Raw genomic sequence first — 26,499 nt, 5'->3', positions numbered from 1 at the left:
AATAAAAAATAGATTTTATTTGCTGCGCATTTAGCTGAACATATTGAATACTGTTTATAGTTTCGGGTTTTTGAACGTGAGGAAGTCAATTTCAAAAATAGGTTACCAGGTAAACCACCGAATTTTAAAGCTAGCTTCCGCCTTAAGACCTTCTTTTTATCAAGAACTGGCATTTATTCCGGTTACTTCAAATCAAATTTTGCTTTAATTTAAGATTAGTTATTTCAACTTTTTATAACTTTCTATAGATTTTAGCAAAACCTCAATTTATTTCAATAAAAATTAATGAATACTAAATACATCGATCTTATAGATCAAACTTATTATTTTCCGCAGGAAGAGTTTGATTTAAAGGAAGACACATTACAATTTCATGGGATTGACCTTATGAAATTAATCGAAGAATATGGTGCGCCTTTAAAATTCACCTATTTACCGAAAATTTCAGAGAACATTCAGAAAGCCAAAAAATGGTTTACATATGCGATTGAAAAGCATAACTACAAAGGCAATTATAATTATTGCTATTGTACTAAAAGTTCGCATTTTCAGCACGTTTTAGATGAAGCCTTAAAAAATGATATTCATATTGAAACCTCATCGGCATTCGATATTAATATTGTTGAAAAACTTCAGAAAAAAGGAAAGATCACCAAAGATACGTACGTGATCTGTAACGGTTTTAAACGCGAACAATACATTACTAATATTGGTCGATTAATTAATAATGGGCATCAAAACTGTATTCCGATTATTGATAACTATGAAGAGATCGATCTTCTTTCAGATGAAATTAAAGACGACTTTAAAATTGGTATTCGTATTGCTTCTGAAGAAGAACCTAAATTTGAGTTTTATACTTCTCGTTTAGGGATTGGTTATAAAAACATCGTTCCCTTTTACGAAGAGCAAATCAAAAACAACGATAAGGTTGAACTTAAAATGCTTCACTTTTTCATTAACACCGGTATTCGCGATACAGCGTATTACTGGAACGAATTACTGAAGTGTCTTAAAGTTTATATTCGGTTAAAACGTATTTGCCCAACTTTGGATAGTTTAAATATTGGCGGTGGTTTCCCGATTAAAAACTCGCTTCAGTTTGATTACGATTATCAATATATGATCGATGAGATTATTAACCAGATCAATATTGCGTGTCAAGAGGCTGAAGTTCCTGTACCGCATATTTTTACTGAATTCGGAAGTTTTACCGTTGGCGAAAGTGGCGGAGCGATCTATGAAGTGTTATACCAAAAACAACAAAACGATCGTGAAAAATGGAATATGATCAACTCCTCATTCATCACTACTTTACCAGATACTTGGGCCATTAACAAGCGTTTTATTATGCTAGCCGTTAACCGTTGGAATGATGAATATGAAAGAGTTTTATTAGGCGGACTCACTTGCGATAGTGACGACTATTACAATAGCGAACAAAATATGAACGCTATTTATTTACCAAAATTCAAAAAAGAAAAACCTTTATACATCGGCTTCTTTAACACGGGAGCTTACCAAGAAACGATTGGTGGTTTTGGCGGTTTACAACACTGTTTGATCCCAACTCCAAAACATATCTTGATTAATAAAGATGAAGAAGGAAACTTGAGTACCAAACTATTTAAAGAACAACAAAAAAGTGAAGACTTACTTAAAATTTTAGGTTACGATGACAACTAAGAAAAACTACGCGGGTATTCCCGACAAATACGCTCGTTTAGACGAGGCAAAAGTAGTATTAATTCCTATTCCTTACGATGGCACCAGCACTTGGCAAAAAGGTGCAGATAAAGGTCCGCAGGCATTTTTAGAAGCTTCAGAAAATATGGAGCTTTTCGATATTGAAACCCGTTCTGAGGTGTATAAAAAAGGTGTTTATTTAACGCCACCCGTAACCGAAAATTCTTCGCCTGAAAAAATGGTAGAAGCGGTTTATAAAACCACTAAAAATTACATTCAGCAGGAGAAGTTTGTCACACTTTTTGGAGGTGAACATTCAATTTCTATAGGTACAATTCGTGCGTTTAATGAATCTTTTGAAGATCTAACCGTAGTACAAATCGATGCGCATGCCGATTTACGTAAAGAATACGAAGGTTCTAAATGCAATCACGCTTGTGCCGTTCACGAGGCGAGTAAAACTACCAATTTAATTCAGGTTGGTATTCGCTCGATGGATGCGGAAGAATTAGAATATATGGATGAAAACCAAGTCTATTTTGCTCACGATCTTTATGAAGATTGGATGGATGATGCAATTGGGCAAATGACGCCAAATGTTTTTCTAACCATCGATCTAGATGCGTTTGATCCTTCAATTCTTCCTTCGACAGGAACTCCGGAACCGGGCGGATTGTTTTGGTATGAAACCTTAGATTTTATTAGAACCATCTTCAAGAAAAAAAATGTGGTTGGTTTCGATATTGTTGAATTATGCCCGAACCCAGCCGAAAAATCTTCAGACTTTTTAGCCGCAAAGCTTTACTATAAAATGCTTAGCTATAAGTTTAAATATGAAGATTACGACGGTGAAGATGAAGACGAATAAGTTTTAAATTTTCGTAAAAAAGGATAACCAAATATCGTCACCCTGAACTTGATTCAGGGTCTCATCCTAAGCAGAGTGAGATGCTAAATCAAGTTTAGCATGACAGCTTCGAATTAAAAAATTGAGTTAACAAAAAAAATTATCTCTTGAGTCATTTTGAAAAGAATCGTCATAGACTTCTCGATATTACTCAAGGAGACAAAAAATAATAAAATGAGTAAAGGAGCAATTTCAGAATTTATACAAAAATACTATTTACACTTTAACGCAGCATCGGTTGTCGATGCGGCTAAAGCTTACGAAGAGCAACTTAATGGCGGAGCTAAAATGTTAGTTTCACTTGCCGGAGCGATGAGTACCGCAGAACTTGGTAAAATTTTTGCAGAAATGATTCGCCAAGATAAAGTGCAAATCATTTCTTGTACGGGAGCCAATTTAGAAGAAGATATCATGAATTTAGTAGCGCACTCACACTACAAACGCGTTCCTAATTATCGTGACCTTACGCCTAAGGAAGAATGGGATTTATTAGAAAATGGTTTAAACCGAGTAACCGATACTTGCATTCCTGAAGAAGAAGCTTTTAGACGTTTACAACAACATATTTACAAAATCTGGAAAGATGCCGAAGAGGCCGGCGAACGTTACTTTCCGCATGAATTTATGTACAAAATGTTATTAAGTGGAGTTCTAGAAGAATACTACGAGATCGACTTAAAAGACTCTTGGATGTATGCTGCTGCTGAAAAAAACTTACCAATTGTTGTTCCAGGTTGGGAAGATAGTACAATGGGAAATATTTTTGCCAGCTATGTATTAAAAGGTGAATTGAAAGCCAGCACCATGAAATCTGGTATTGAATACATGACGTTCTTAGCAGATTGGTACACCGATAATTCTAAAAACGGAATCGGTTTCTTCCAGATCGGTGGTGGTATTGCCGGCGATTTCCCTATTTGTGTAGTGCCTATGTTATATCAAGATATGGAACGTACCGATACGCCATTTTGGAGTTATTTCTGTCAGATTTCAGATTCAACCACCAGTTATGGCTCGTATTCCGGAGCAGTTCCTAATGAAAAAATTACTTGGGGAAAACTCGATATCGATACACCAAAATTCATTATAGAAAGTGACGCGACTATCGTTGCTCCACTAATTTTTGCGTATTTATTAGATATGTAAGAAATTTCCATTACTATTAAAAGATTCTTGAAGTATAAATAAACCTCCTTAATTTTAAAAAATCTGTGAGATTTCGCAAACTAATTAAAAAATCCCCTCCTGTTAAAGGAGGGGTTAGGGGTGGTTAAACAATTGAAGATGGATAAAATTGAAAATGTAGAGTTAAAATACCTCACCTTAGAGGATTTTGAAGAGTTGAAAGAAGCCACAGAAGCAGCTTACCACTCGATGCCCAATTCGTATTGGAAATTAGATGAAATAGGAAAATTGATTTCGCTATTTCCGGAAGGGCAAATCGTGATCAAAGTGAATGGTGATATTGCCGGATGCGCGCTTTCAGTTATTGTCGATTTTGATGAAATTGATGATAATCACACCTACGACGATATTGCCGGAGATACTTCATTTAAAATTCACGATGAAGAGGGGGATACGCTCTACGGGATTGATGTCTTTATTAAACCCGATTATCGCGGCTTACGATTAGGTCGCCGTCTTTACGATTACCGAAAAGAACTTTGCGAGAACCTCAACTTAAAAGGGATCGTTTTTGGAGGACGAATCCCCAACTACCATAAGTTTTCAAAAGATATTAGTCCGCTTCAATACATTGAAAAAGTACGTTCAAAAGAAATTCACGATCCGGTATTAAACTTTCAGCTGTCTAACGATTTTCATCCGGTTCGAATTTTAAAAGGTTATTTAGAAGGCGATGATGATTCTGGCGAATATGCGGTGTTGATGGAATGGGATAATGTGTATTACACCAAACCCAGTAAAAAGCCTTCTGCGAATAAAAGTGTCGTGCGTTTAGGGCTCATTCAATGGCAAATGCGTACCTACGAAGGTTTAGAAGATTTAATGCATCAAGCCGAATATTTTATCGATACCGTTGCCGGTTATCGTTCAGATTTTGCTTTGTTTCCTGAGTTTTTTAACGCTCCGTTAATGGCGGCTTACAACCATATGAGTGAACCGGAAGCTATTCGAGAATTGGCAGGTTTTACAGAAACAATTATTGAGCTTTTTTCAGAACTTTCCGTTTCTTATAATATCAATATTATTTCCGGAAGTATGCCTGAAATGATCGATGGTAAACTTTACAATGTTGGTTATTTGTGCAAACGTGACGGAAGCATAGAACGTTTTGAAAAAATACACGTTACTCCAGATGAAGCTAGAGTTTGGGGAATGCAAACAGGAAATATCGTCAAAACTTTTGATACCGATTGCGGTAAAATTGGAATTCTAATTTGTTATGATGTTGAATTCCCAGAGCTTTCTCGACTATTAGCTGAAGAAGGAATGGATATTTTGTTTGTTCCGTTTTTAACCGACACACAAAACGGCTATTCGCGTATAAAACTTTGCGCACAGGCTCGAGCGGTTGAAAACGAATGTTATGTTGCCATTGCCGGTAGCGTTGGTAATTTACCAAACGTGCACAATATGGATATTCAATATGCACAATCGGCCGTTTTTACACCTTGTGATTTTGCGTTCCCGAGTAACGGAATTAAAGCCGAAGCGACCCCAAATGCAGAGATGATCTTAGTGGCCGATGTAGATATCGATTTACTAAGAGAGTTACACACTTTTGGAAGCGTTCATAACTTAAAAGATAGAAGAAAAGACGTGTATGAGGTAAAACGAGTAGCGTTAAACAAGAAATAAGCTTTTGCCAAAAACTAAATAGTTGGTCCTAAAATACCGTTATTGCAAAAAATTTCGACTATGAATGATTGGATGATTTATGCGGTTGGTTTTGTCGCGCAGTTTATATTTGCATCGCGAATTATTCTTCAGTGGTTAAAATCTGAAAAAGCTAAGCAATTAGAAACACCTTCAGCTTTTTGGAAACTCAGCCTTATCGCTGCCATTATTTTTTTTATCTATGGTTACTTGCGAAAAGATTTCTCAATTATGCTTGGGCAAGTAATTATTTACTATGTTTTCATCAGAAATCTTCAACTTCAAAATGAATGGAAACCCACGAATATATTGTTCAAAATTGTAGTGATTGGCTTTCCTCTTTTCGCGATTTTCTACGGAATATTTTGGGCGAATATCAATTTCAGCTTACTATTTTCACAACAAGAAGAAAATGGTATTGCAACTTGGTTAATGGCTATTGGAGTGATTGGCCAGATTATTTATACCGGTAGATTTCTATACCAATGGTATTATTCTGAACAAGAAAAAGAATCGGGTTTACCCACCAACTTCTGGATCCTGAGCATTGTGGGATCTGCAATTCTAATTTATTACGCGGTGATGCGAGAAGACCCGGTTTTATTTGCAGCTCACGCCGGTGGTTCAATCATCTATATTAGAAATATTTATATTGGATTGAAAGCGAAAAATAGTTAGGCTGCATCCCTATCGGGTCGGGCTATTCGCTATATCTTTTTTGTTGTCATGCTGAGCTTGTCGAAGCACAACAAAAAAGGATGCCACTACTATCCCTTGCAGAAACTAAAACAACTTAATTTTTTCAGAAGAATTAAATTCATAAATCAAAAAGCCAATTACCAACACATACTCCAACCCCACCAACCACAGTTGTTCATTAAAACCATTTATGCAGTAGGCACTATAACTAAAAATCACCGTAAACGACCAAACCAATAAATATTTATAGTTCGTGAAAATCGAAATCGCTAAAGGTGTGATCACGTACCAAGGATGAACGGTAGTCGACAACAAAAAATAAATACTGAGCGCAAAAAGCATATTTACAAACAGCGTCTTTTCAGAATTATTTTTTTCAAATAAGCTCAGGGCTAAAACCGCAAATAAAACTATTATCGGCAGTATTTTACCTGCAATCCCAATAATATTCCAGCCGACGGTCTGAAAACCGATCCACCGAATTACATAATAAATACTGGCATTAAACTCAAATTTATTAAACCATAGCGCTACCGAATCTCCAAAATTCTGAATTAATTCTACTGAAAGAAAAGGCAGAAAAGTGATGAGTATGGTTAAAAAAATAATTCCGTAGAAAGCGATCAACTTATAAATATTGAGCCTTTCTTGTTTTCTGAAATAATGAAAAAATAACGGTAACAACACCAAAGGAAGAAGCTTTACAGAAACCGAAAGACCAAACAGCACAGCTGCCCAAATCCATTTCTTTTTCAGCAATAAATAAATAGAGATTAATAAACACATTACCATCAAGCCTTCAAAATGTAAATTACCGGTAAGTTCAATAATTACTAACGGATTTAAAAAATACCAAAAGGCTCGATGCTGTGGTAATTTTAGTTGCTGAAGTAATTTCCGAAGAAATAAAAAGGTCACGACATCTGCGAAAATTAAAATAATGCGCATCACGATAACACTTCCTAAAATGCTCTTCGGATACAAAACTCCGGCCAAGGCATAAACCCATTGAGAAACCGGCGGATAATTGGTGTAATGACTTGCATTTAGACTTTGCATGCCTTCCACTAATTGTCTTGATTGTGCAACTACTTCAAAATTGCCGGACTGCATCCATTCTTGTGGTGTTGAAAGATAAGGATTAATGCCTTCTGCAATCATTCTACCATCCCAGATAAAACGGTAAAAGTCTTGTGATAAATTAGGGATCGCAAAAAGAAAAACTAACCGACAAACAATTCCGAAGCCTAATAATAACTTCCAATCAAGCTTTTGTAGCTGAATCACTTTAAAACTTAGAAAAAATAAAGCAGCGTATAAACTGAGTAACTTCACAAAATCACTTCGCACCAAATCGTAAGCAAAAGCAGCATACATGATCACGACGCTAAGCATCATGATCAATGAAATTTTATGATATTTCAAGAAATTCTTCAGCAATCTATTTTCGATTTTTCAACCGAAAGTTAGGGAAAAATGATTTCCAAACCACAAAGCCAAACCCAAAGAAAAGCATCAAATGAAAAATAAGTAAACCAAAATCGTTTACCTTAAAAGCACTATAAATAGCGAATGCGAAATAAAAAAACAAGCCCAACTCTAGCAGTTGCGTAACGCTAAAGGAATGTTGTAGGTATTGATTCTCTTTCCAAGAATCATTTAAACTCGTAATGTTAAATTTTGGCGTTCGAATGAAAGAAGATTTTTTACCTAAATGGCCTTCTAAAATTGCCCAAGTATTATGCACTGACAAGCCCATCGCAACCGAAAAAAATGCAAAAAACATCCCGATAAATTTCAACAAGCTTTTCTTTTCTTTTCCGTGAATTTTAGTGAACGTGATTAAATAAGCGATAAAGAAAATTAAAGTACTCACACCTAAAAACGCCATTACATAAAAATAAAAGTGATAATCCGGAAACTGATTTTTAATGTACAACACGGGAACGCTCAACACCGCAATTACCAAGACTAACAAAAACATCGAACTATTGAGTAAATGAAAAAAGCCGTGAAATTTAGTTGCCCAAGAAAGTTGTTTGCTTTTAAATAATTGACTATAATTTTTCTGAAAATTCTCTGCCGCACCCTTATTCCATCGAAATTGCTGTGAACGCGCTGCACTCATCACCATCGGTAATTCTGCCGGAGTTTCAACCTCTTGTAAATATTTAAATTGCCAGCCTTTTAATTGGGCTCGATAACTTAAATCTAAATCTTCGGTTAGAGTATCACCTTGCCAGTTCCCGGCATCAAGAATACACGACTTTCGCCAAACACCGGCCGTTCCGTTAAAATTGATAAAATGCTTGCCAAAACTTCTGCCGACTTGCTCTAAAATAAAATGAAAGTCTAACGCAAAGGCTTGCACTTTGGTGATCAAGGAATAATCACGATTTAAATGCGCCCAACGGGTTTGCACTACTCCTATTTTTTCATCTTTAAAATAAGGAATGGTTTGCTGCAACCAGTCTTTTTTCGGCATAAAATCCGCATCAAAAATAGCAATGAATTCTCCTTTTGCGATCTTCAAACCTTCTTTTAAGGCTCCGGCTTTAAAGCCTTTGCGATGCGTTCTAATGATATGCTGAATATCGATTCCTTCAGCTTTAAATCTTTCAGCCAATTGATGAGTTTGTAAAACCGAATCGTCGGTAGAATCGTCTAACACTTGAATTTCTAATTTCTCTCGAGGATAATCAAGCTGAACGATATTTTTCAGCAATCGCTCAACAACATATTTTTCATTGTATAAAGGAAGTTGAACCGTCACAAACGGAATTTCTTCTTCTAGCTGAAAATTAAATTTTTCTGAAGTGTCTTTTACTTTTTGCGCTTTAAAATAATTGAAGACTAACTGCAATTGCGCTAACGCATAGAAAAATACAATGAGTAAAGCAAGTGTATAAAGTGTAAGAATTATTGTAATCATAAAAACCCCTCTGCCTTCGGCATCTCCCCTTTATGAAGAGGAGAAACTTTTTAATCTAATATTTTATTTTCGTCATTCCGGACTTGATTAACTTCGTTCTATATTCAAACTCAGCATCTCAATTAGCAAAACTGAATAACAGAAAAACTAGATGAGATTCCGCAACAAGCGCGGAATGACGACAATTATTACTTCAAACTATATTTAAAAATCCAACCTAAAATTTTAACCCCGGCCATTACGGCTCCTTTTAACGTTCCTGAAACTTTAGAAACACCTATTCGATTTCTATAATTTACTGGCACTTCTACATACGAAAGTTTTTGTTTGATGGCTTTCAACTGCATTTCAACCGTCCAACCATAGGTTTTGTCTTCCATTTTTAAGGCCAATAACTTTTCATATTTAATGGCTCGAAACGGACCTAGATCGGTAAATCTTGCTCCAAAAAACAAACGCATTAATCGCGTAGCTAACCAATTACCGAAAATTTGTGGAAACGTCATTGAACCTTCTTCCCTAAGTCGGTCTACTCTTGCGCCAATTACAAAATCTATATTTTCTTGAAGTATGGGTTGAATAATTGCTGAAAGTTGCTCCGGATAATCGCTGTAATCACCATCTAAAAACACAATAACATCAGGCTTTTCTGCTTGTTCAGCAACATAATCCATTCCTTTTAAACAAGCATAACCATAACCTTTTCGGGTTTCGGTTAAAACGCTTGCTCCAGCTTTTCGGGCATTTTCTTCAGTTTGATCGGTTGAATTGTTACTCACCACGATCACTTCTTCAACTAAATCAGGAATATCTTGAATGACTAAACCAATAGAATCTGCTTCGTTAAAAGCAGGAATGATGACTTTTATGCGGGGGTTTTTCATGGGCTACTTTTGGTTGACGTAGTTCATCAAATCTACATCGTTGCCCAAAAGTACATCTTTCGGATTAATTCTTCCGTTAGGTGAATCGTTTTCAAGTTTTAAAACGCCACGCGGACAAACTTCTGCACAAATACCACAACCTACACAAGACGAACGTACAATATTCTGGCCTTTTTGCGCATACGAGCGAACATCAATTCCCATTTCACAATAAATAGAACAATTTCCGCAAGAAATACATTGTCCGCCATTGGTAGAGATTCTAAATTTTGAAAATAAACGCTGCTGAAAACCTAAAATTGCCGCCATCGGACAACCGAAACGACACCAAACGCGACTCCCAAAAATGGGGTAAAAACCAACACCGATTACTCCGCTAAAAACAGAACCAATTAAAAATGCATAGGTTTTACGTAAAGTTTCTGCCTGAAAAAGAAATAATTGATTTCCGAAGAAAAAATGAATTCCGATAAGTCCGAGTATGATTACAAAATAACCGATCGCTCCGTATTGCGCATCTTTTTGCAATTCTTCTCGTCTAAATAACATTGCCCAGCCAAAAACCAAGGTGAGCAATAAAGCCACGAAACCTAAAAACACGTCTTTATTCAACCAGTATTTAGCAGCATCGTAATCGAGGTAAGAATAGATCACGGCAGTCGTCATCAAGGTTACGAAAACCACCACACTATGCACAATCCAACGTTCGACTTTCCAAGCAACTTGTCGTTTATCGCTTAAATGTCGAAAAGGATCGCCGGCTGTTTCTGCTAAACCACCGCAACCACAAACCCAAGAGCAATACCAACGTTTCCCATATTTATAAGTCAAAATGGGCGTGATCACAAAAATAGAGATCACGCCAAAAATAAGTAAAGCTAAACCGATCGTTCCTGAATTGAGAAAACCGTCGATGCGATATTGTTCAAAATTATAATAATTAAGCGGCCAGATATTTTTAAGATCGTAATACGGAAGTTGTAAACTTTCTCCGTTTAAACGTGCCATCAATTCCGGAATGATAAACGCAAAAGCAGTTTGAAAAAACATTACAGAAATGGTACGAATAATTTCGTAGCGACTGTGACGATATTTCCAAATGAATTTTATACCGAAAAGTAGAATTGAAAGTGTATATAAAGTCCCGTAAACAAACCACTGGCTCGCAGGATTTCCGCTTAACATTTTACTTAACGGATCGAATAAAGCGATCAAACCGGTGTTTTCTGCGTCTGCATTTAAGCCTAAATACTGCGGAAAGAAATAAAGAACGACGTAAAAAAGCGTAATTAAAATCCCGAATACCCAAGCCCAAAGTCCGCGTGAGGTTAACGATTTAAACCAGACACCATCATTTTTAATTCCGCTTGATTTGTTGGCGTATAACGACCAAGAAAAACCGATCGTCCCGACAGAAATAGCGCCCAACGACAAGCTTAACCATAAAGTTTTATTCGGAAATTGAAAATTAAAGGTTGCCAATAAAAAGACCAAAAGACCTAACATTCCTACAAACACGAAGACTTTTTGCGCAACAGTTAATTCTTGAGGCGGTTGCCCCGATAAAGCCATATTATATTGAACTCTACTCATAAACTAAGCCTTTTGTAATTGCGATTGCTGAAAAGATTTTTGTACTTGCTTGGAGAATTTCTTAGAAAATTCTTTATCAAAATTAGCTTTTGGTAATTGCTGAATCACATTTTCGATCGAGATCTTTTCTGTTAACCAAGTATCAACCACTTCGTGTCGCAAGCGAATCCCAAAAGCGTTGATCCCTAAAAATTCTTTTGAATTGGTTTTATATTGAAAATGAAGCGCTCGTTGATTTTTTTTATCTTCCCAGTAAAAATCGGTAACTCCTTCTTTTTTCTTCGGAAAAACCCAACCATAAGTTTGGTATTCGATATCGAAAAATTTCGCCGAATTGAACCAATTTCCCGGGTTGTAAGCGGCAGGATTCCCGCAGATCGTTTGCGCTACGGCTTCTCCCATCATTCTTCCGGTATACCAAACGGCTTCCACCGATTTTCGATTGCCGATCGCTTCTCGCTGTTGCGCGCAATCACCGATAGCATAAACATCAGGAATATTGGTTTCAAGATTTCGATTTACTAAAATTCCTATTTCTGTTTCTAATTCGGTATTTTTCAGAAAAGAGATATTGGGTTTTACACCGGTGGCAACCCCGACCAACTGACAATCGATTTGCTTTCTATCTTTAGTCGTTATTGCTTTTACGTGCTTATTTTCATCAGGAATAATTTCATCTAATTCCGTTTCAAACAACAAATTAATTCCGTGTTGCTGAATGTGATCACTAATCAGTTTTCCTTCTTCCGCAGGCAACACACTTCCCCAGAAATGATTTTCTCGTACCAACATCGTGACTTCGATATTTCTGGTATGAAGCATTTCTGCCAATTCAACACCAATTAAACCTCCGCCAACGATCACAGCGTGTGTTAAGTTAGCAGAATTTTCTTCGAGCAACTCTAAATCTTGTTTGCTTACCAATCCCTGAACTCCTTTCAACTCTTGCCCTTTCCAACCACGAAAATTAGTTACGGAACCGGTTGCTAGAATAAGTTGATCGTAAGTGATTTCTTCTCCTTCCACAGAAAAAAGTGCTTTATTTTTAAAGTCAACCTCATCTATATAAGCTTGCTTTAACTCAATTCTATTTTTTTCCCAAAACCAGTTTTCATAAGGTTGTGTATGTTCCAACTTCATATGTCCCATAAAAACATACATCAAGGCTGTTCGCGAGAAAAAGTATTCTGTTTCAGCAGAAATAACAGTGATCTTCTTATCAGAAAACTTTCGAATATGTCGTGCAGCAGTAATCCCTGCAATTCCGTTTCCGATAATGACAACGTGACTCATAGTAGTTTTTCTGAAGTTTTAAAGGTAAGAACTTCTTGTAGAAAAAATTCAACAAAAAAGTTAAAGCGCTTAATAGTAAGTCGCTTTTCTATTGGAGTCTAATTTTATGAAAATAAAAAGCAAAATAGTGAATCCCCAAAGCCCTGAACCGCCATAACTAAAGAAAGGAAGCGGAATCCCTACCGTCGGAAAAATACCGATCACCATCCCGATATTGACAAAAAAGTGAATAAACAAAATACCAACGACGCTATAACCGTACACCCGACTAAATTTCGATTTTTGACGTTCTGCCAAGAAAATAAGACGCATAAGTAAGGTGATAAATAACAAAACTACCGTTGCGGTTCCTGCAAAACCCCATTCTTCGCCAACAGTACTAAAAATATAATCGGTATGCTGCTCGGGCACAAAATTACCTTTAGTTTGTGTTCCTTGCGTCCAACCTTTACCAGTCCAGCCACCGCTACCAATGGCAATTTCACTTTGATTGGTGTTATAACCAATCCCTTTACTATCGACTTCTTTACCTAAAACAATATTGAAACGATCGCGTTGATGTTGTTCAAATAAATTATAAAAAATATAATTAACCGAAAACGCAAAGAGTATCGATACAGCAGAGATCGCCACATACCGACCGATGTGTTTCTTCTTCTTTTTTCTATTCAAAAATAAAATCGCCAAAGCTAAAAGCACCACACCAACACTTACCCAAATTGCCCCGAATAATAAGGTAAACACAAATAAGGATATACTTGAAAGCCCTACCAACAAATAACCACCTGAAAGACCCTCACGATATAGTGGAAAAAAGAAAGCTGCATGCACTAAAGCACTACCAGCATCAGGTTGTAAAACAATAAGTATTGCAGGTAAAACGATGATTAAAAAAGCTCCTAGTTGATGCTTAAATGAATTGATATTGGTTTGAATATCACTTAAATATTTTGCCAAAGCCAATGCAGTTGCAGCTTTTACAAATTCTGAAGGCTGAATACTAAAACCTCCAAATGCATACCAAGAAGTGGCTCCGGAAATGGTTTTGCCAAATACAAATAAGCCTAAAAGGGAAAGCAAAGAAGCCAGATAAATCACACTAGAAAAACGTTCGTAAAACTTAGCTTCTACCGAAAGAATAAAAATAATGAGCACTATACTTAAGCCAATAAACAAGCCTTGACGACCATAAGTCTGACTTAAATCAAAAAAGCCTTGCGCACTATCGTTTAGAGATGCAGAATAAATATTTACCCATCCAAAAGCGACTAATAGTAAAAACAATATAATAGAAATCCAATCGAAGCCGGTGCTTTTATTCATTTACTGATTGATTTTAAAAGGTTCGCCACTGTAGGGTTTTTCATATTCTTCTTCTAGGCTATGAGACATTACCCAACTTTCTAAATCTGTTCGGGTAATTTCATCTTTTAAATATTTTTCAATCATTAAACTGGCAATTCTTCCGCCGTAACGTGCGCCCCAATAACCATTTTCAACAAAAACAGCTAGAGCAATCTTCGGGTCATCTTTAGGAGCGAAAGCTACAAAGATCGAGTGATCGGTGAGTTGTGTTCTTTCCCCATTGATTTTCGTGTAATTTTCAGCAGTTCCTGTTTTTCCGCAGATTTCTACTCCGGGAATTTGAGCGAATTGCGCCGTACCGTATTCGTAAACACCAAACATTCCTTCAATTATGGGTTCGAAATTTTCAGGATCGATGGTGGTGATATTTTTAGTCGTATATTTTTTATTCTGAATTGGCTCTTCATCAATCTTCTTTAAAATATGAGGCGTATAATACCAACCTCTATTGGCAATCGTCGCCGTCATATTTGCTAATTGAATTGGCGTGGTCGCTACTTCTCCTTGACCAATTCCGTTAGATAAAGTATAGGTGGCTTGCCAACGATTATCTGGATACCATTTATTATAATATTCTGCATCGGGGATTCTTCCGGGTTGACCTACCGGTAAATCGTTTCCTAAAAAATCTCCTAAACCAAAACTTGCCAAATGATCGTGCCAAGCGTCCATCCCGGCTTGAGGCGAATCGAATTTTTCTATAATTCTGCGGTAAACTTTTCCGAAGTAAGCATTACAAGAATGCGCAATTGCCGGAGACATACTTAAAGGTGAAGGATGACTATGGCATTTCATTCTCGAAGCTCGCCCGTAAGAGAACCCGTGATGACAGTCGATACGTTCTTTTGTACCAATTACATTTTCTTGTAATGCAATTAAAGCCGTCATTGTTTTAAATGGTGATCCCGGCGGATACATAGCTTGCAAACTACGGTCGTAAAGCGGTTTAGCAATCGTATCGTACCAAAGTTTATTAAAGTTTTTACTCCGCTTTCTTCCTACTAAAAGATCGGGATCGTAGCTTGGCGCGCTTACCAAACTCAAAATTTCTCCGGTTTGAGGTTCGATAGCAACAATACCACCACGCTTATTCTTCATAAGTTTTTCTCCGTATGCTTGTAATTCAGCATCGATAGTGAGCGTGATGTCTTTTCCTTTTACCGGTAAAGTATCGTAAACTCCTTCTTTATAAGAACCAATTTCTCTGTTGAAACGGTCTTTTTGAATGTATTTTACACCTTTGGTACCGCGAAGAATTTCTTCATATTGTTTTTCGACACCTTGACGACCGATTAAATCTCCGGCTTGATAATAAGAATTGTTATTAATTTCTGCAGTATTAGCTTCAGAAATATAGCCTAAAAAATTAGCGCCGTAATCGATTTGATAGTCTCTGGAAGATCTTTTTTGAATATAAAAACCTTTATATTTTCTTAGTTTTTCCTGAAAGTAAGCGTATTCTTCTTTGGTAAGCTGCGGCACAATTACAGAGGGTAATCGTGGGGAATAAATTTTCGCTTTATCTAAACGTTTTCCTAATCGCTCGGGAGTTATATTTAATAGTGTTGAAAGCTCTAACGTATCAAAACGTTCTACTTCTCTCGGGATCGCCATCACATCGTAAGAAGGTTGGTTAGAAACGAGAAGTTCTCCATTTCTATCAAAAATATACCCACGTTGCGGATAATCGTACTCAATTTTTATTGCATTGTTCTGTGATAAAATTGCGGAAGATTCATCTACAATTTGCATATAGAATAAGCGGCCTAAAAAAACAAAGCCCGTAAGTACAATTAAAATAAAAGGAAGTAATCTTCTCATCGATATCTCTTTCTAAATAAAATCATTGAAATTACTATTAACAGTACGGTAAAAATGCCAGAGAACAAGGTGTTCTTCAAAATTTCTAAGCTATAAGTAAAGTTAAAGTATGCGAATGAAAAAAGCACGAAATGATGAATAAAAACTATCAACAAAATATAAGTTAACCGCTGTGTAAAAGGTGTTTGGTAAAACTTAATGGTCTGAAACTCGTAACTTACTCCGAACGCAAACTTTAATATATTGGGCCTAAAGTAGGCCGCCACTAAGCTTGCTGCAGCATTTATACCGCCGCTGTCCTGAAAAACATCAATAACAATACCAATAAGAAAAGAATAAATTAAAACCTTCCAATGGTCTAAATTTAGAGGTAAGAGTAAAATAAAAAACACATATAAATAAGGATTGATAAATCCTAAAAAATTGATATTACTCAAAATGAGTACCTGCAACAATACCAAAAGAATAAACCGAGTGATATTTGTGGTTACCAGCTTATTCATTATTCTCTGTTTCTAACGATTGTAATTCTTCTAAGTTTTGATTGTCGATAATATAAACGTAACCCACATTTGTCATATCATTAAACAAACGCACATTTATTTTGTAATAACTTTGATTTACATCGAGTTCAAAATTATCGACGACCCCAACAGGAATACCTTTTGGAAAAATATAGGAACGGCCATCGGTCGTAATGGTATCTCCTTTTTTTACCGGAGCTAAACGTGGTACTTCTTCTAATTGAACGATATTCGGGTTTTTACCATTCCACAATAAACTTCCGAAGTGATTAGTGTTTTTAAGCTGAACCGAAATAGAAGAATTGGTATTTAAAATAGAAATCACCCGTGAAAAATTACGGCTACTTTCTTCAACAATACCAACGATACCTCTACTGGTAATTACACCTAAATCACTATGAATGCTATCTTTTTCACCTTTATCGACTAAAATATAGTTATCGATATTAGAAAATTGATTTCGAATAACTTTTGCTGAAGTAAATTGATAAGGGTTATCGAAACTTGAAGTGTCTTGATAAATGGTATCTAAATTTTTCGCATTTAATTCTCCTAACCGAGAACGCAGGTATTTATTTTCTTCAACTAAACGATCGTTATATTCTTTAAGATTAAAATATTCATCTATATCATTTGCCCAATTATAAACACCGCCCGTTAAAGAGTTTGCAGAATTTATAAATTTGCTTTTGTGATAAGAATGAGATTGAACCGTAAATACAAGCGAGATAAAAAGTAATAGCAGAAATAATAAGGTATTCTTATACTTTATAAGAAAATTGATGATTTGCTGCATAAACTAAGCTTCTTCTACTTGATAAGTACACTTTTAAATTTACCAATATTTTTTAAGGTAATCCCTGTACCTCTTACAACCGCTCGCAAAGGGTCTTCAGCAATATAAACCGGTAATTCTGTTTTTTGAGATAAACGCTTATCTAAACCTCTAAGCATAGAACCACCACCGGCTAAATACACTCCGGTGTTATAAATATCTGCTGCTAATTCTGGAGGAGTCTGCGATAAAGTTTCCATCACCGCATCTTCAATACGCAAGATCGATTTATCTAAAGCTTTGGCAATTTCTCGATACGAAATTTCAACTTGTTTTGGTTTTCCGGTTAACAAATCTCGCCCTTGAACGCTCATATCTTCCGGCGGAACTTCTAGATCTTCTGTTGCGGCTCCTATCTGAATTTTAATTTTTTCTGCAGTACGTTCACCTACATAAAGGTTGTGTTGCGTACGCATGTAATAAACAATATCGTTGGTAAATACATCACCGGCGATCTTTACTGATTTATCACAAACAATACCGCCTAAAGCAATTACAGCAATTTCGGTCGTACCACCACCTATATCGACGATCATGTTCCCTTTTGGCTGCATAATATCTACGCCAATACCAATAGCTGCGGCCATCGGTTCGTGAATAAGATAAACTTCTTTACCATTCACACGCTCGGCACTTTCTTTTACCGCACGCATTTCTACTTCTGTAATTCCTGAAGGAATACAAATAACCATTCTTAAAGCCGGAGTAAACACTTTCTTTTTTAATGCCGGTATGTCTTTAATAAAACGTGTAAGCATTTGCTCACTGGCATCAAAATCTGCAATTACTCCGTCTTTAAGCGGGCGTATGGTTTTTATATTTTCATGGGTTTTTCCTTGCATCATGGCAGCCTCTTTACCAGCGGCAATAATTTTACCAGATACTCGGTCTCTTGCTACAATCGACGGACTATCGACAACCACCTTATCATTATGAATCACTAACGTATTGGCCGTCCCTAAATCTATCGCAATCTCTTCCGTTAAAAAATCAAAAAATCCCATATAATATTTTAAAGCTTATAAGCGTATATAAAAGTATAAAAATTAATGCTTAAAATGACGCGTTCCTGTCATAACCATAGAAATATTGTTTTTATTGCAATAATCTATACTTAATTCATCTTTTATAGAACCTCCCGGTTGAATCACCGATTTAATACCTGCATTGTCTGCGATCTCTACACAGTCTGGAAAAGGGAAAAAAGCATCACTTGCCATAACCGCTCCTTCTAGATCGAAATCGAAAGATTTTGCTTTTTCAATCGCTTGACGCAACGCATCTACACGAGAGGTTTGCCCGGTTCCGCTAGCGCAAAGTTGTTTTCCTTTAGCCAGAACAATCGTATTCGATTTGGTATGCTTACAGATTTTTGATGCAAATAATAGATCTTCAATTTGCGATGCTGAAGGTTTTTCTGAAGTTACTTCTTTTAAATCTTCTGCAGCATCTGTTTTAGCATCTTTATCTTGAACTAAAACTCCGTTTAAACAAGTTCTTACGGTTTTGTTTGGCTGCTCGGTTTCTTTCTGAATAAGAAGAATTCTGTTTTTCTTTCCTTTTAAGATTTCTAACGCATCGGCATCGAAAGCCGGAGCGATCACTACTTCACAAAACAATTTATGAATTTCTTCTGCGGTTGAAGCATCGATAGTAGTATTGCTAATTAAAATTCCGCCGAAAGCAGAAACAGGATCTCCTGCTAGAGCATCTACGTAAGCTTGGTGTAAAGTTTCACGTTGCGCTAAACCACAAGCATTGTTATGTTTTAAAATAGCAAATGTCGGTGCTTCACCTTTAAACTCATTCATTAAATTTACAGCAGCATCTACATCTAATAAGTTGTTATACGAAAGCTCTTTACCGTGAAGTTTATCGAACATCGCATCAAAATCTCCAAAGAAAAACCCTTCTTGGTGAGGGTTTTCTCCGTAACGTAATTTTTTACCTTCAGTGATACTTGCCTTGTAAACAACTTCTTCATTTTCTGCATTAAAATAGTTGAAGATCGCTGTATCGTAGTGAGAAGAAATATTGAAAGATTTTGCAGCAAAACGCTTTCTATCTTTTAAGCTGGTTTTCCCTTCGCCTTCTGTGATTACTTGTAAAAATTCATCATAATCATTCATCGAAGAAACACAAAGTACGTCTTTAAAATTCTTTGCTGCTGCACGAATTAAAGAAATACCTCCAATATCTATTTTCTCGATAATATCTTGTTCTGAAGCTCCAGAAGCTACGGTTTTTTCAAACGGATATAAATCTACAATCACGATATCTAACTGCGGAATTTCATACTGCTCCATTTCTGCCACATCACCTTCGTGATCTTGACGATTTAAGATCCCTCCAAAAACTTTTGGATGAAGGGTTTTTACTCTTCCGCCTAAAATTGAAGGATAATAAGTTACATCTTCTACAGGAACTACATTTATTCCTAAATCTTTAATAAAAGTTTCGGTACCACCGGTAGAATAAATAGTTACTCCAAGTTCATCCAATTTCTTTACAATTGGCTCTAAACCATCTTTATGGAATACAGAAATTAATGCTGATTTTGCAGTTTTAATATCGCTCATGTTGCTGTGTTGTTTAAAAGTGCGAAAGTAATATTTTTATGCCAAAAAAAGCTAGCCTAATTCCTCATTTTTCAGCAAAAGTTGTAACAAAAAAAACAACTAAACGTCCTATCTTTAAGCGGCATTATAAATTGACGAGCAAACACCTATGCTAATTTACTTGAGAATTCTTAAAGAAAGTTTGTTTTTTGCGATAAACGCATTAAAGAACAATAAGTTGCGAACTTTCTTATCGCTCTTAGGAGTTACCATTGGTATATTTTCTATTATCGCTATTCTGGCGGCGGTAGATTCTCTAAAAAAAGAAATCGAAGGCAGTTTAAGTTCGTTAGATACCAGTACGATGATCGTTATGCGATTTTCGTTTTCACCAACCGATATTCCGCAGTGGAAAAGAGAGCAATTTCCCGATGTAAGTTATGATGAATACCAACATCTAAAAAGAAGTTTACCTCAAACCGCCGCAGCCACTTACACGCTAAATGTAAAATCTGAACCGGTAACCTATGGCGGCAAACAAGTACAAGGTGTAGAGATTGGCGCAGTAACCAGTGAATATTATTTTATTGAAGCTTTACAGTTACAAGAAGGACGATTTTTTAATGAAGCTGAATCGAATAGTGGCGCTCCGGTTGTGGTGTTAGGAAATGAAGTTGCTGAAAATCTTTTCGGAAATCCTGAAGCCGCGATGGGTAACAAAGTTCGTTTATACGGAAGAAAATTTGCGGTGATCGGCGTTCTTGAAAAAGAAGGAAATAGTATGTTCAGTCAATCGAAAGACGGCGCTATATTTTTACCGGTGAATGTTACCCGAAGAATTTATGGCGATAATAACAAGCAAACTTTTCCGCAGATCATTCTCAAACCGGAAGACGATGTAGATCACGCAGCTTACATCGCCCAAGTTGAACAAAGCTTACGTTTATATCGCGGTTTAAAACCCGATCAAGTAAACAACTTTTTTGTAAATCAGCTCAAAGGTTTAACCGATTTTATCGATAACATTACCGGACAAATGAATTTGTTCGGACTTATAATTAGTGGTTTCTCCCTACTTGTTGGTGGTTTTGGAATTGCTAATATTATGTTTGTAAGTGTAAAAGAACGAACCAACCTTATCGGGATACAAAAATCGTTGGGAGCGAAGAATAAATTTATTTTACTTCAATTTTTATTTGAAGCGGTAATTCTCTCCATTTTTGGTGGGCTTATAGGTATTTTTTTAGTTTGGATCATCACTCTTATTCTCTCTCAATTTACCGGTGATTTTCAATTCGTCTTATCCTTCACCAATATTATGATCGGTATTTCTGTATCGGGAGCAATAGGGCTCATTTCTGGCATTATTCCGGCTATCTCTGCTTCGAAACTAGATCCTGTAGAAGCGATTAGAACAGGAATGTGATTTTTTAAACGAAGCTTTTCTCATATTCAACTTTACCCTTAAAACGCAATGAGCGATTAAAAAGAATTCAAAAAAATTGGTTATAAATAATAAACTTTAGGTTTTATAATCTGATCTTTTTACTTTCGAAACAAATATACCCTCAATCGGGTATGCTTTAAATCTTTGCAAATGTTCATTTTTACTTTCTAATCAAAATCTTCCAAAAATGAGTGTAGTAAATTTTAGAATTAACAGCAATACGAGTAGCGTACAAAATGGTATTTTAAATTTAACTATCCCGGTACCTAACACAAACTTTTACAGCTATTCTATCAACGCTATAAATTCTCAAGCTTGTACCAGCTTATTAGTTGCTATTTCAGACAACACCTCTAATTCTTACAGCGGCCAACCTTCTGCCACAAGTATAAATTTGCATATAATCTTATCTAATTTCGGAATTAACAATTTCCCTAACAATAAGTTACAAGTATTAATTTATAACCAAAAACCACAAGATTTTTCTCCCTCCACTGTTTTATCACAATTTATTAGATTAGTTAACGATAAACGATTAAAAGCTTGGGAAGATCTATGTGACGGAAGTTTTAGCATATTAAACAACATACAACCAGATGAAGGATGTGGCGGCGTACTCGAAGTATCGTAAAGCAATAATTTTTATATTTCTACTTTATTCAATTTCATTTTTTGCTCAAAAAACTGAAACCAATGACTCTATTGCTTACTATGAGCAAAGAATTAATAATGAAACCGATGCTTTAAAAAAAGCCTATCTTTATTATAACTATTCTAATTATTTAGATGCTCAAGACAAAATAAAAGCTTCTTCTGAAGAAATTTTTAAGGCGCTTAAAATTTTCGAAACTATCGGAAATGAAGAAATGGTTGCAGAATGTAATTTACAATTACATCATAAAAATGGAGCTGGTAAAAATAATGAGACTGCTAAAAAGTTTTTAGACCGTTATTTTCAATATGCTAAAAAAGTTAGAGACACCCAAAAACTTGCCATCGCCCACAAAGCTTACGGTGTCGTTTTCTGGAGCCCGAAAACCTACAAAACTTCGAAGAAACACTTTCAAAAAGCGATAGATTTTGCTGCTAAAAGTAACGATAGCATATTATGGGCAAAAACCACCAATAACCTAGCGCTATTATTATCTGGTTTTGAAAACAAACAAGATTCTGCCAGATACCATTATAAGAAAGTTTTAAATTTTTACCAAAACTCTAATGCAGCTAAAGAGCGCTTAGTTACCTCTTATATAAACTTAGGAAATAGTTATGAAAAAGAAGGTAATATAAGCCAAGCTTTAGTTTTTTTAAGAAAAGCAGACAGCCTTAAAATCACTGAGAATGTTGCATTTTATAAAAAAGTAATTTACGGTAAATTATCTAACTACTACAAAGCAACGCAAAATTTCGAGAAAGCTTTAACCTATAAAAACAAATATACAGCGATGCAAGATAGCCTTAACCAAGTTAACCAAAGCATTGCTATTAATGAGTTACAAACCAAATATGAAACAGAGAAAAAAGAGAAAGAAAACGCGCTGCTAAAAAATGATATTGTAGAAAAAAAACAAACGCAAAACATTCTTATTATCGTCGTAATTGCCTCTATAATTTTAGGAACCGGCATTAGTATTTTAATCGCTAAAAATGCTAAAAGAAAACAATTACTAGCCAAGCAAAAAGAAAAAATTAGAATCCAAAAGATTGAAAAAGAATTAAAAGAACAAGAACTAAGAAGTATCGATGTTCTTATTGAAGGACAAGAAAAAGAGCGACAGCGACTTGCTGAAAACTTACACGATAATTTAGGTGGCACTTTAGCTGCTTTAAAATTAAACCTTCAAAATCTAGAGCAACATCAATCTGACCCCAACATCGTCAATAAATCGATCAACAACAGTCTAAATCTAATTAATGACGCTTATCAAAGCGTGAGAACAATGGCGCACGAAAAAAGTAGTGGAGTTGTTGCCAGTCAAGGTTTATTGCCGGCGATACAAAATTTCACTAATAATATTTCTTCTGAAAAAATTAAGATTGAAATTGATCATTTTGGTCTAAAAAATAGACTTGAAAATTCATTAGAAATTAAAATTTTCAGAATCATACAAGAACTCATTACAAATATTATCAAACACGCAAATGCTACAGAAGCTAACATTTCACTTACCAATCACAATTCAATCTTAAACATTATTGTGGAAGATAACGGTAGAGGTTTTAAGCAAAATTTCTCCAAATCAAAAGGTGTGGGTATCACCACCATTGAAAAAAGAATTGAAAATTTAGGTGGAAGTTTAGAAATTGACTCTCATCCTGAACGAGGCAGTAGTATTATCATAAATTTACCGATATGACGACCATTGTAATTGCAGAAGACCATCAATCTTTAATCGACGGTATTAACCTATTATTTGAATATGATCCTAATTTCGAAATTATCGGAATGGCAAATGATGGTGAAAAACTAATCGACCTTATAGAGCAAAAGCAACCAAACGTAGTAATTACCGATATTCGTATGCCTAAAATCGATGGCATTACAGCAACTAAGATCATCAAAAAGAAATTCCCAAAGACTAAAGTCATTGCCTTTACGATGTTCGATCAACAAGAAGCAGTAAGCCAAATGCTAGATGCAGGCGCAGATGCTTACATTCTTAAGAACTCTGGTCTTAATGATGTTAAAAAAGGAATTGAAACTGTTATTAATGGAGATTCTTATTTTGACGCCGGCCTCGATATTTCTTTTTTAGATGCTGAACCTACTCCTAAAGAAAAATCTATTTTATCTAAAACAGAACGAGAAATTCTTCGACTTATTGGCGAAGGAAAAACTTCTAATGAGATTGCAGAAATTCGGTTTTGTTCTGTTTCAACCGTAGAAACTCACCGAAAAAACATGATGCGTAAATTAGACTTACACGGCAAAGGTGAGCTACTTCGCTACGCTCTTGAAAAGAAATATGATTTTTAAAAGAATCCCTTTCTAATTAGAAAGGGATTTTTTTATTACACTTAACTATTTGTCTTAGTTAACTTCTGGTAAGAAGCCGTATTCTTTAGAATACATCATCATTTGCTCTTCGAAACTTTCAGGCTGAGTTACTTTAATGGTTTTGATCTCGCCATTCTCATCTGTTTCTGTCACAAGTACCGGATTTATAAATCCGCTATACGGAGCCGATTTAAATTTCTTGTTTCTTTCTAAAACTTCTGCATGAACTTCTTGATCGACTTTTACACCGTAGGTTTCAACTAAATTTTGCGCTGCTTTAAAATCACCTTCAGATTTAATTCGCTGTGCTTCTTTTAAAAGTTCACCAAATAATTCACGTAATTTTTCGTAATCGTTGATCTTGAAAGAAGTTTTCCCATCAACCGTTTTTTTTGTAATTACTCCGGCTTCTTTTCCTTTTTCAAAAACCCAAGCACTCACCCATTGGCGGTTACGCATATGAGCCTCTTCAATATCCTTACCTAGTTCGATTCGGGTTAATTGCGTCATTAATCCGTTTCTAATGTAATCGTTATACGCTGCTTTTCCTAGTTTTTCATAGTCGTCGGTTAAGCCAAGTTCTTCTAATTTCGGATCCATTAAAAAATAAAGCCCTACTAAATCTGCACGACCTTCTTCCATAGTCGAGGCATAATTTTTCAAGGTTTCTTTCGTTTCACCAATTCCCGGATTAATTTTTCCGGAAGCGTGACCAACTACTTCGTGTAGAGCGGTATGTAATTTATCGGCTTGCGCTCCGTATTTTTCAGAAAGTTGAATTTCTTCTTCATCGTGCGCAAATTCTTTCAGCTTATCTGAACCTCCTGCATTTTCGTAAGCGTGAATGATATTTCCTAAAGAAACCGATTTACTTCCGTGTTGCGTTCTAATCCAGTTGGCGTTTGGTAAATTTACTCCGATTGGTGTGCTTGGTGAAGCATCACCCGCTTCTCCAGCAACGATCACCGTTTTGTAAGTTACCCCAACCACAGAATCTTTTTTGTGCTCATCCATAATAGGCGAGTTATCTTCGAACCACTGTACATTCTCTTCTAAAACTTTCATTTTTTCAGACATATCAAAATCTTTGATCTGCACAATCGTTTCGTAAGAACCGCGATAACCTTTCGGGTCGTTATATACTTCAATAAAACTGTTGATGTAATCGATGTTTCCTTCAGTAGCTTCAACCCAAGCGACGTTGTAATCGTCCCAAGTTTGTAAATCGCCGGTTTGGTAATACTTGATCAATAAACCAAGTGCATCGGCTTGCTTTTGGTTTTCTGCAACATCTTGTGTTTTTTCTAACCACTTGATAATTTCATCGATGGCTTCACCATACATTCCGCCGCTTTTCCAAACTTTTTCAACTAATTTTCCGTTTTCTTTTACGAGTTTAGAGTTTAAACCAAAAGAAAGGGGTTGTTGAGGGTTCGGTGATTTTTTTTCAGCATAAAAAGCATCTACTTCTTCCGCAGTAATATTTTCACCATAAAAATTAACCGCAGAACCTTTAATTAAACCTTTCTCTTCATTTAGGTTTACTTTTTTCATCGCTTTATCGTTAAATAAAACTTCAAAAGCTTCACCGGTAAGTTGCGTATTGGTTTCTTTTAAAAGCGTGTTTAAATATTCTTTAGAGAATTCTGGCATCATTTTATCCATCGAGTAATGGTGATGAATTCCGTTAGAGAACCAAACTCTTTTTAAGTATTCTTCAAAAAACTTCCAATTTTCGGTGGTTTTATCGCCTTCGAAATTGGTATAAATGTTTTCGAATGCTTTTCTAATCGTTAGGTTATGCTTGTAGTTTTGATCCCAGATAATATCGCGACCAGAAAGTCCGGCTTGAGTTAAATAATAAACTAACTTTTGCTCTTTAAGTGAAAGGTTTTCCCAACCCGGTATTTGGTAGCGAAGTATTTTTAGATCGGCAAACTCTTCTGCGGTAAAGTCGAAATCTTCACTATTTTTTTCTTCTGTTTGCTCGGTAGAAGTTTGAGCTTTTTCTTCCTTTTTATGATCTTCACAGGAAACCACAAAAAGTGATGCCGCTAAAAGCATCGGTATAAATTTAAATTTCATTGTATAGATTATTAATTGTTTTCACAAATGTAAT

Annotated in this window: 20 protein-coding genes; 9 read left to right on the top strand and 11 right to left on the bottom strand. The window is 35.7% G+C overall.

All coding sequences use genetic code 11. The features are described from left to right. Positions 1 to 285 precede the first annotated feature (285 nt). From G551_RS0113885 to G551_RS0113865, 5 genes are all read left to right on the top strand, one after another. Complete coding sequence (locus tag G551_RS0113885; protein ID WP_027886123.1) at positions 286 to 1,686, top strand: arginine decarboxylase; 1,401 nt, start codon at positions 286 to 288, stop codon at positions 1,684 to 1,686. Continuing rightward, a complete protein-coding gene (gene speB / locus G551_RS0113880) occupies positions 1,676 to 2,554 on the top strand; it encodes an agmatinase (RefSeq protein ID WP_027886122.1) in 879 nt (292 codons plus the stop codon). Before G551_RS0113885 ends, speB begins: the two co-directional genes overlap by 11 nt. Before the next feature lie 213 nt (positions 2,555 to 2,767). After that, the gene (locus G551_RS0113875; protein WP_027886121.1) at positions 2,768 to 3,739 is read left to right on the top strand and encodes a deoxyhypusine synthase family protein; all 972 of its coding nucleotides are present in this window, start codon (positions 2,768 to 2,770) and stop codon (positions 3,737 to 3,739) included. 138 nt (positions 3,740 to 3,877) lie between these two features. Then, positions 3,878 to 5,413 (top strand): carbon-nitrogen hydrolase family protein, encoded by a 1,536-nt coding sequence (locus G551_RS0113870; RefSeq protein WP_036243966.1) that lies wholly within the window; start codon positions 3,878 to 3,880, stop codon positions 5,411 to 5,413. A 60-nt stretch (positions 5,414 to 5,473) separates the two neighbouring features. Further along, positions 5,474 to 6,109, top strand: a complete 636-nt coding sequence (locus G551_RS0113865; protein WP_027886119.1) for a lipid-A-disaccharide synthase N-terminal domain-containing protein — start codon at positions 5,474 to 5,476, stop codon at positions 6,107 to 6,109. Positions 6,110 to 6,214: 105 nt separating this feature from the next. Here the strand turns inward: G551_RS0113865 and mptB are convergent, their stop codons facing one another. From mptB to purH, 10 genes are all read right to left on the bottom strand, one after another. After that, positions 6,215 to 7,528 carry a polyprenol phosphomannose-dependent alpha 1,6 mannosyltransferase MptB gene (gene mptB / locus G551_RS0113860; RefSeq protein WP_051191414.1) on the bottom strand — a complete coding sequence of 438 codons (1,314 nt, stop codon included), beginning with the start codon at positions 7,526 to 7,528 and terminating at the stop codon, positions 6,215 to 6,217. Positions 7,529 to 7,571: 43 nt separating this feature from the next. Beyond that, positions 7,572 to 9,062: a cellulose synthase family protein gene (locus G551_RS15980; RefSeq protein WP_036243963.1), complete on the bottom strand. Its 1,491-nt coding sequence runs from the start codon at positions 9,060 to 9,062 to the stop codon at positions 7,572 to 7,574. Between the two features lie 188 nt (positions 9,063 to 9,250). Next, positions 9,251 to 9,946: a glycosyltransferase family 2 protein gene (locus G551_RS0113850; RefSeq protein ID WP_027886117.1), complete on the bottom strand. Its 696-nt coding sequence runs from the start codon at positions 9,944 to 9,946 to the stop codon at positions 9,251 to 9,253. Between the two features lie 3 nt (positions 9,947 to 9,949). Then, positions 9,950 to 11,539, bottom strand: a complete 1,590-nt coding sequence (locus G551_RS0113845; protein WP_027886116.1) for a 4Fe-4S binding protein — start codon at positions 11,537 to 11,539, stop codon at positions 9,950 to 9,952. A gap of 3 nt (positions 11,540 to 11,542) precedes the next feature. Further along, entirely contained in the window at positions 11,543 to 12,832 is a 1,290-nt protein-coding gene (locus G551_RS0113840) for an NAD(P)/FAD-dependent oxidoreductase (protein WP_027886115.1), read from the bottom strand. Between the two features lie 69 nt (positions 12,833 to 12,901). Beyond that, complete coding sequence (gene rodA / locus G551_RS0113835) at positions 12,902 to 14,155, bottom strand: rod shape-determining protein RodA (protein WP_027886114.1); 1,254 nt, start codon at positions 14,153 to 14,155, stop codon at positions 12,902 to 12,904. Then, positions 14,156 to 16,018 carry a penicillin-binding protein 2 gene (gene mrdA / locus G551_RS0113830; RefSeq protein WP_027886113.1) on the bottom strand — a complete coding sequence of 621 codons (1,863 nt, stop codon included), beginning with the start codon at positions 16,016 to 16,018 and terminating at the stop codon, positions 14,156 to 14,158. Positions 16,019 to 16,513: 495 nt separating this feature from the next. Continuing rightward, entirely contained in the window at positions 16,514 to 17,338 is an 825-nt protein-coding gene (gene mreC, locus G551_RS0113820; RefSeq protein WP_027886111.1) for a rod shape-determining protein MreC, read from the bottom strand. Between the two features lie 14 nt (positions 17,339 to 17,352). Next, the gene (locus tag G551_RS0113815) at positions 17,353 to 18,381 is read right to left on the bottom strand and encodes a rod shape-determining protein (RefSeq protein ID WP_027886110.1); all 1,029 of its coding nucleotides are present in this window, start codon (positions 18,379 to 18,381) and stop codon (positions 17,353 to 17,355) included. Positions 18,382 to 18,423: 42 nt separating this feature from the next. Beyond that, a complete protein-coding gene (gene purH, locus G551_RS0113810) occupies positions 18,424 to 19,956 on the bottom strand; it encodes a bifunctional phosphoribosylaminoimidazolecarboxamide formyltransferase/IMP cyclohydrolase (RefSeq protein ID WP_027886109.1) in 1,533 nt (510 codons plus the stop codon). 148 nt (positions 19,957 to 20,104) lie between these two features. Between purH and G551_RS0113805 the strand changes: the two genes are divergently transcribed. The 4 genes from G551_RS0113805 to G551_RS0113790 all read left to right on the top strand — a co-directional run bounded on the left by G551_RS0113805 (position 20,105) and on the right by G551_RS0113790 (position 24,359). Further along, the gene (locus G551_RS0113805; RefSeq protein ID WP_027886108.1) at positions 20,105 to 21,361 is read left to right on the top strand and encodes an ABC transporter permease; all 1,257 of its coding nucleotides are present in this window, start codon (positions 20,105 to 20,107) and stop codon (positions 21,359 to 21,361) included. Between the two features lie 208 nt (positions 21,362 to 21,569). Further along, positions 21,570 to 22,013, top strand: a complete 444-nt coding sequence (locus G551_RS0113800; protein ID WP_027886107.1) for a hypothetical protein — start codon at positions 21,570 to 21,572, stop codon at positions 22,011 to 22,013. After that, entirely contained in the window at positions 21,979 to 23,739 is a 1,761-nt protein-coding gene (locus G551_RS0113795; protein WP_027886106.1) for a tetratricopeptide repeat-containing sensor histidine kinase, read from the top strand. Before G551_RS0113800 ends, G551_RS0113795 begins: the two co-directional genes overlap by 35 nt. Beyond that, on the top strand, positions 23,736 to 24,359 hold the full coding sequence (locus tag G551_RS0113790) for a response regulator (RefSeq protein ID WP_027886105.1): 624 nt from the start codon (positions 23,736 to 23,738) through the stop codon (positions 24,357 to 24,359). The genes G551_RS0113795 and G551_RS0113790 overlap by 4 nt, the downstream gene beginning before the upstream one ends. Positions 24,360 to 24,413: 54 nt before the next feature. Here the strand turns inward: G551_RS0113790 and G551_RS0113785 are convergent, their stop codons facing one another. After that, positions 24,414 to 26,465: a dipeptidyl-peptidase 3 family protein gene (locus tag G551_RS0113785; protein WP_027886104.1), complete on the bottom strand. Its 2,052-nt coding sequence runs from the start codon at positions 26,463 to 26,465 to the stop codon at positions 24,414 to 24,416. Positions 26,466 to 26,499: the final 34 nt, after the last annotated feature.

It is taken from the genome of Mesonia mobilis DSM 19841 (assembly GCF_000423405.1).
GTDB classification, from domain to species: domain Bacteria; phylum Bacteroidota; class Bacteroidia; order Flavobacteriales; family Flavobacteriaceae; genus Mesonia; species Mesonia mobilis.
The sequence above is the reverse complement of the archived record's forward strand: the minus strand, read 5'-3'. Positions and strand labels throughout refer to the sequence as shown.